This is a genomic window from Pseudoalteromonas sp. UBA6610 (assembly GCF_002433295.1).
GTDB classification, from domain to species: Bacteria; Pseudomonadota; Gammaproteobacteria; order Enterobacterales; family Alteromonadaceae; genus Pseudoalteromonas; species Pseudoalteromonas atlantica.
The window spans coordinates 1-5169 of sequence record NZ_DJHW01000016.1 but is presented as its reverse complement, the minus strand read 5'-3'; the positions used below and the strand labels follow the sequence as shown (position 1 = coordinate 5169).

Below are 5169 nucleotides of genomic sequence, written 5' to 3'. Positions count from 1 at the left end.
TGATCAGGGCAACAGTGGCAATAAGCGAGGCAAAAATAATAGATAACGATTTCATAACTTTCCTAATATGAACATATAACGCTGTTAATGCTGCAACATAACAAATTTGAGCGTTTTCGGGTAGCAATTAAATGATTGTTATACACTTTACCAATACTGCTCAACCGTTATGTGCCCTGGGTCTCTGCGACGATTTCGTTTAAAGTTTTTGTCTAAAAGTAACTGTGTGGTGTCTTTTACCATTTGTGGGTTACCGCAAATCATAAATTGCGCATTACTCGGGCTTGGGGTTTTAGAGGCTTTACTAAATAGCTCGCCGTTTTGAATTGCTGTAGTTATACGCCCTTTCAGGCCTTGCTGTGGCCCCTCACGGCTTACAACCGGAATGTAGTTAAGTTGTGTAGGGTGTGCGTTTATTAGGGTGTGTATTAGATTTCGATAGCTTAAATCGGCATTAAAACGTACGCCGTGCACTAAATTAATCTGTGTGTATTTTTGCCATACCTCTTGTTGCTGCAAAATAGATAAAAACGGCCTTATTGCAGTGCCTGTACTTAGCATCCATAACTGCTCGCTTGGTGGTATTTCGTCTAAGGTAAAAAAGCCTGTGGCACGTTGCTCTATTAATACAGTGTCGCCTGGTTTTAATTGCGCCAACCTAGGCGATAATAAGCCGCCCTCTACATTGATAAGGTAAAATTCTAAATCGGGGTTATTAGGCGCGTTTACATAAGAGTATGCCCGAGCAATTCGTTTATCGCCCTCCATAATCGAGAGCTTAGTAAACTGCCCTGCTTTAAATGGCTCTACGCTTGCGTTTACTACCAGGCTGAAAAGTGTATCGCTCCACCATGTTACTTTTTTTACGGTTGCATCTACCCAGTTAGACATTGTCAACTCCATAGCTTAACGGTTAAACAACAAAAACAATAAATGGTTGTAATTTATACACTAGCATTAACTTAGTAAGAGTGACACTGGGTGTAGTGACTTTTTAAACATAGTGCTTTTACTTTGGGTAATATTGGTTTGATTAAAAAGGTGAATAGCTGCGGCTTTATACCGCGATGAAATTAATACCCCACGCGAGGTAAACTCCAGCTACGCGGTTAGCTCGTGCTGTGCAGCTTGCTGGCGTTTTAAAAGTAGCGCTTTTTATAGGCATAAAAAAAGCCGCATAAAATGCGGCTTTGGGGGTTTAGTCTCACTTCACTTTGGGCGTGTCTCCAAAACTTAGTGAATACGTTACCAAGGAACTGTTTGCTAATTTAATAAAATTGCGTTTATTAAATAGACTCTAAAGCAATTTTAACCATTTCGTTAAATGTGCTTTGACGCTCATCTGCAGGTGTTGCTTCACCGGTGATCACGTGGTCACTTACGGTAAATAATGCCATTGCGTTAGCACCATACTCTGCCGCTACACCATATAAACCTGCTGTTTCCATATCTACAGCTAGTACACCTAGTTTATCAAGGTCTTTGTAGAATGTGTCGTCAGCTTGGTAGAAGGTATCGGTAGTAAATACGTTACCTACTTTTGCTTTAATGCCTAGGTCTTTAGCGGCGTTAACACCGTTTAAAAGTAGGTCAAAGTTAGCAATTGCTGAAAAATCGTAACCACGAACGCGTGCACGGTTTACGTTTGAGTCGGTGCTTGCGCCTTGTGCAAAAATTACGTCGCGAATTTTAATATCTGTACCAATACCACCACAGGTACCAATACGAATAATATTTTTAACGCCAAAGCTTACAATTAACTCACGCGCATAAATAGACATAGATGGTATGCCCATGCCCGAACCCATAATACTTACAAGTTTACCTTTATATGTGCCTGTAAAGCCGTACATGTTACGTACGCCTGTTACTTGTACTGCATCATCTAAAAAGTTTTCAGCAATGTATTGTGCACGAAGCGGATCGCCCGGCATTAATACTGTTTCAGCGAAGTCACCAACGTTTGCACTAATATGCGGAGTACTCATTAATTGTTTTCCTTTTTATTTAGGCGCGTTTAGCTTATTTAAAAAGCCGTCACCGTATTCAAGTGCAGGTAAGTTAAACCACTGTGCAAGGGTTTGGCCTATATCTGCAAAGCTATTGCGCTCGCCAAGCGGGGTATTTTGCATGCCCGGTTGATAAGCTATAACTGGTACATATTCGCGGGTGTGCTCTGAACCTGGAAAGGTTGGGTCACAGCCGTGATCTGCAGTGATCATTAACACGTCATCTGCATTTAATTGGTTTAGTATAGTTGGTAAGTAATCGTCAAATTCTTTTAACGCTTTTGCATAACCAACTGGGTTGCGACGGTGGCCAAACTTTTCGTCAAAATCTACTAAATTAGTAAAAATTAAGCTGTTATCTGGCGCACTTGCTAATACTTCGCTGCTTTTTTCAAGCAAATTCATCAGCCCTGGGGCTTTGTGTTTTTGGGTAATGCCTTGGTGTGCATATATATCTGCAATTTTACCAATGCTTATTACTTCACCGCCGTGTTTAGATAGTACATCTAATAGGGTCGGTGCTGGCGGCAATACTGAATAATCGCGACGATTACCAGTACGGGCAAAATCTGCGTTGCTTGTGCCTAAAAATGGCCTAGCAATAACACGGCCTATATTTAGTTTATCAAGTAATTCGCGGGCAATTTCACACACTTCGTAAAGGCGCTCAAGGCCAAAAGACTCTTCGTGTGCGGCAATTTGAAACACGCTATCTGCAGAGGTGTAACAAATTGGTTTGCCTGATTTTACATGCTCTTCGCCTAGCTGCTCTAATATGGTAGTGCCTGATGCATGGCAGTTGCCTAAAATGCCAGGTATACCGGTAGCGGCTATAAATTCGTCTACAAATTCTTGTGGAAAACTCGGCTGTGTTTTAGGGAAGTAGCCCCAATCAAATAACACAGGTACGCCGGCCATTTCCCAGTGCCCTGATGGCGTATCTTTACCGCTTGAAAGCTCTTTTGCATAACCCCATGCACCTTGCGATGCTTGACGCTCAGAAACTAAACACGTTTCACCGCCCGCTGCCTCACAGGCATCGATTAAACCTAATTTAGATAAATTAGGTAACGATAACGCTTTACCCGTTTCGTCGTGGTATGCTTTTAATAAGTGGGCGAGTGTATTTGCTCCAACATCACCAAATTTGTCTGCATCGGGTGCTGCGCCTATACCTAGGCTGTCTGCCATTAAGATGATTGCTCTTGCCATGTTGACCTCACTTTGCTTCTAGGTGGTTACTTTATCCGCTGATCGAATTTTCCGTACAGGACATAAGTCCTGTTTCATAAAAGCTAAACATTATAAATTTGCGTTCTTAAGCAAAGCAAAAGAGATTATTCGTGTCTTTTTTGCTATTGTGATCAACCAAACAACTTTTCCTTTCTGTGTGGGTGAGAACTTTAGTGACACGAACTATTATAGCTATTGCTGGCGCATCAGCGTCGGGCAAATCTCTTTTTAGCCAAACTATTTACAATGAGTTGGTTAATGAGCTTGAACCAGGCGCTATCGCCATTATTGAAGAAGATGCTTATTACAAGGATCAGTCGCATTTGCCTATGGAACACCGTACGCAAACTAACTACGACCATCCTGATGCATTTGAACATGAGTTAATGCTTGAACATTTAACTCAACTTCGTAGTGGTAACTCTGTCGAAGTACCTACTTATGATTATGCACAACACACACGAAGCGATGAAACTCGTCGCGTTGCTGCAGCTAAAATTTTAATAGTAGAAGGTATTTTATTATTAAGTGATAAAGCACTTAATAAAGAATTTGATATTAAGGTATTTATAGATACACCCCTTGATATTTGCTTAATGCGTCGTATGCAACGAGACATGGAAAAAAGAGGCAGAACATTACAATCTGTTGTTGAGCAATATCAAGCAACTGTTAGACCGATGTTTTATCAATTTATTGAGCCTTCAAAGCATAACGCTGATTTGGTTGTGACTCGAGGCGGAATGAACCGCGTTGCGATTGATATTATTAAAAGTAAAATTAAGTATTTACTACAAGAATAATAACGGGAAACATCTGTATGACAACATTTATGAGCTTAGTAGGCATGTTTGTACTACTAAGTATTGCTTTTGCGGCTTCGACTAATCGTAAAGCAATAAACTTACGCACCGTAGCGATAGCCTTTGCTATGCAAGTAGTTATTGGTGGGTTTGTACTGTTTTTTGAAGCAGGTAAAAATGTGTTAGCAAGTATGTCTAGTGCCGTCTCTTCGGTAATTAGCTTTGCAAACGACGGGATTGGGTTTTTATTTGGCCCACTTGCTTCGCAAGATACACTCGGTTTTATTTTTGCTATTCAAGTTTTACCGGTCATTGTGTTTTTCTCAGCACTTGTTGCTGTGCTTTATCACATTGGCATTATGGATTGGATAATTAAAATTCTGGGCGGCGGTTTACAAAAACTATTGAAAACCTCGCGCACAGAATCGCTTTCAGCAACGGCTAATATATTTGTAGGCCAAACTGAAGCACCCTTAATTGTTAAGCCGTTTATAGCAACCATGACTAAGTCTGAGTTGTTTGCAGTAATGGTAGGTGGCTTAGCCACGGTAGCAGGCTCTGTAATGGCAGGTTACGTAATTATTGGTGTAGAGCTTAAGTATTTAATTGCCGCCAGCTTTATGGCTGCACCAGGTGGGTTTTTAATGGCCAAAATGATTGTGCCAGAGACCGAAACACCTAAAGATACGCTTGCTGATTTGGACACCGATGAAGACAAGCCAGTTAATGTTATTGATGCAGCAGCATCAGGCGCAGCTAACGGCATGCATTTAGCGCTAAATGTGGGCGCAATGCTATTAGCTTTCGTAGCATTAATAGCATTATTAAACGGTTTACTAGGCGGTATTGGTGGGTGGTTTGATTACCCTACTTTAACGCTACAAGAAATTTTAGGTTATGTATTTGCCCCTGTTGCATGGTTACTTGGAGTACCGTGGGATGAGGCAATCATAGCAGGTAGTTTTATTGGTCAAAAGTTAGTAGTAAATGAGTTTGTTGCTTACTTAGACTTTATAAATTATCGCGATACGTTAAGTGCGCACACTCAAGCAATTGTAACATTTGCGTTATGTGGGTTTGCTAATCTATCGTCGATAGCTATTTTACTAGGTGGATTAGGCGGT

At 41.0% G+C, this 5169-nt stretch carries 5 protein-coding genes; 2 read left to right on the top strand and 3 right to left on the bottom strand.

Translation table 11 applies throughout. The annotated features are described in order from the left end of the window. Positions 1-147: 147 nt before the first annotated feature. From B4F91_RS01685 to B4F91_RS01675, 3 genes are all read right to left on the bottom strand, one after another. Positions 148-891, bottom strand: coding sequence for a ferredoxin--NADP reductase (locus B4F91_RS01685; RefSeq protein ID WP_286937793.1), 744 nt, complete (start codon positions 889-891; stop codon positions 148-150). A gap of 395 nt (positions 892-1286) precedes the next feature. Next, positions 1287-1988, bottom strand: coding sequence for a purine-nucleoside phosphorylase (deoD, locus tag B4F91_RS01680; protein ID WP_286937795.1), 702 nt, complete (start codon positions 1986-1988; stop codon positions 1287-1289). 15 nt (positions 1989-2003) lie between these two features. Further along, positions 2004-3221, bottom strand: coding sequence for a phosphopentomutase (locus B4F91_RS01675; RefSeq protein WP_096042662.1), 1218 nt, complete (start codon positions 3219-3221; stop codon positions 2004-2006). Positions 3222-3415: 194 nt separating this feature from the next. Here B4F91_RS01675 and udk point away from each other — a divergent pair, with 194 nt between their 5' ends. Together udk and B4F91_RS01665 are read left to right on the top strand one after the other, a co-directional pair. Then, positions 3416-4045 carry a uridine kinase gene (udk, locus tag B4F91_RS01670; RefSeq protein ID WP_004587190.1) on the top strand — a complete coding sequence of 210 codons (630 nt, stop codon included), beginning with the start codon at positions 3416-3418 and terminating at the stop codon, positions 4043-4045. Between the two features lie 17 nt (positions 4046-4062). After that, on the top strand, positions 4063-5169 hold a 1107-nt coding region (locus tag B4F91_RS01665), incomplete at its 3' end, for a NupC/NupG family nucleoside CNT transporter (RefSeq protein WP_288635344.1).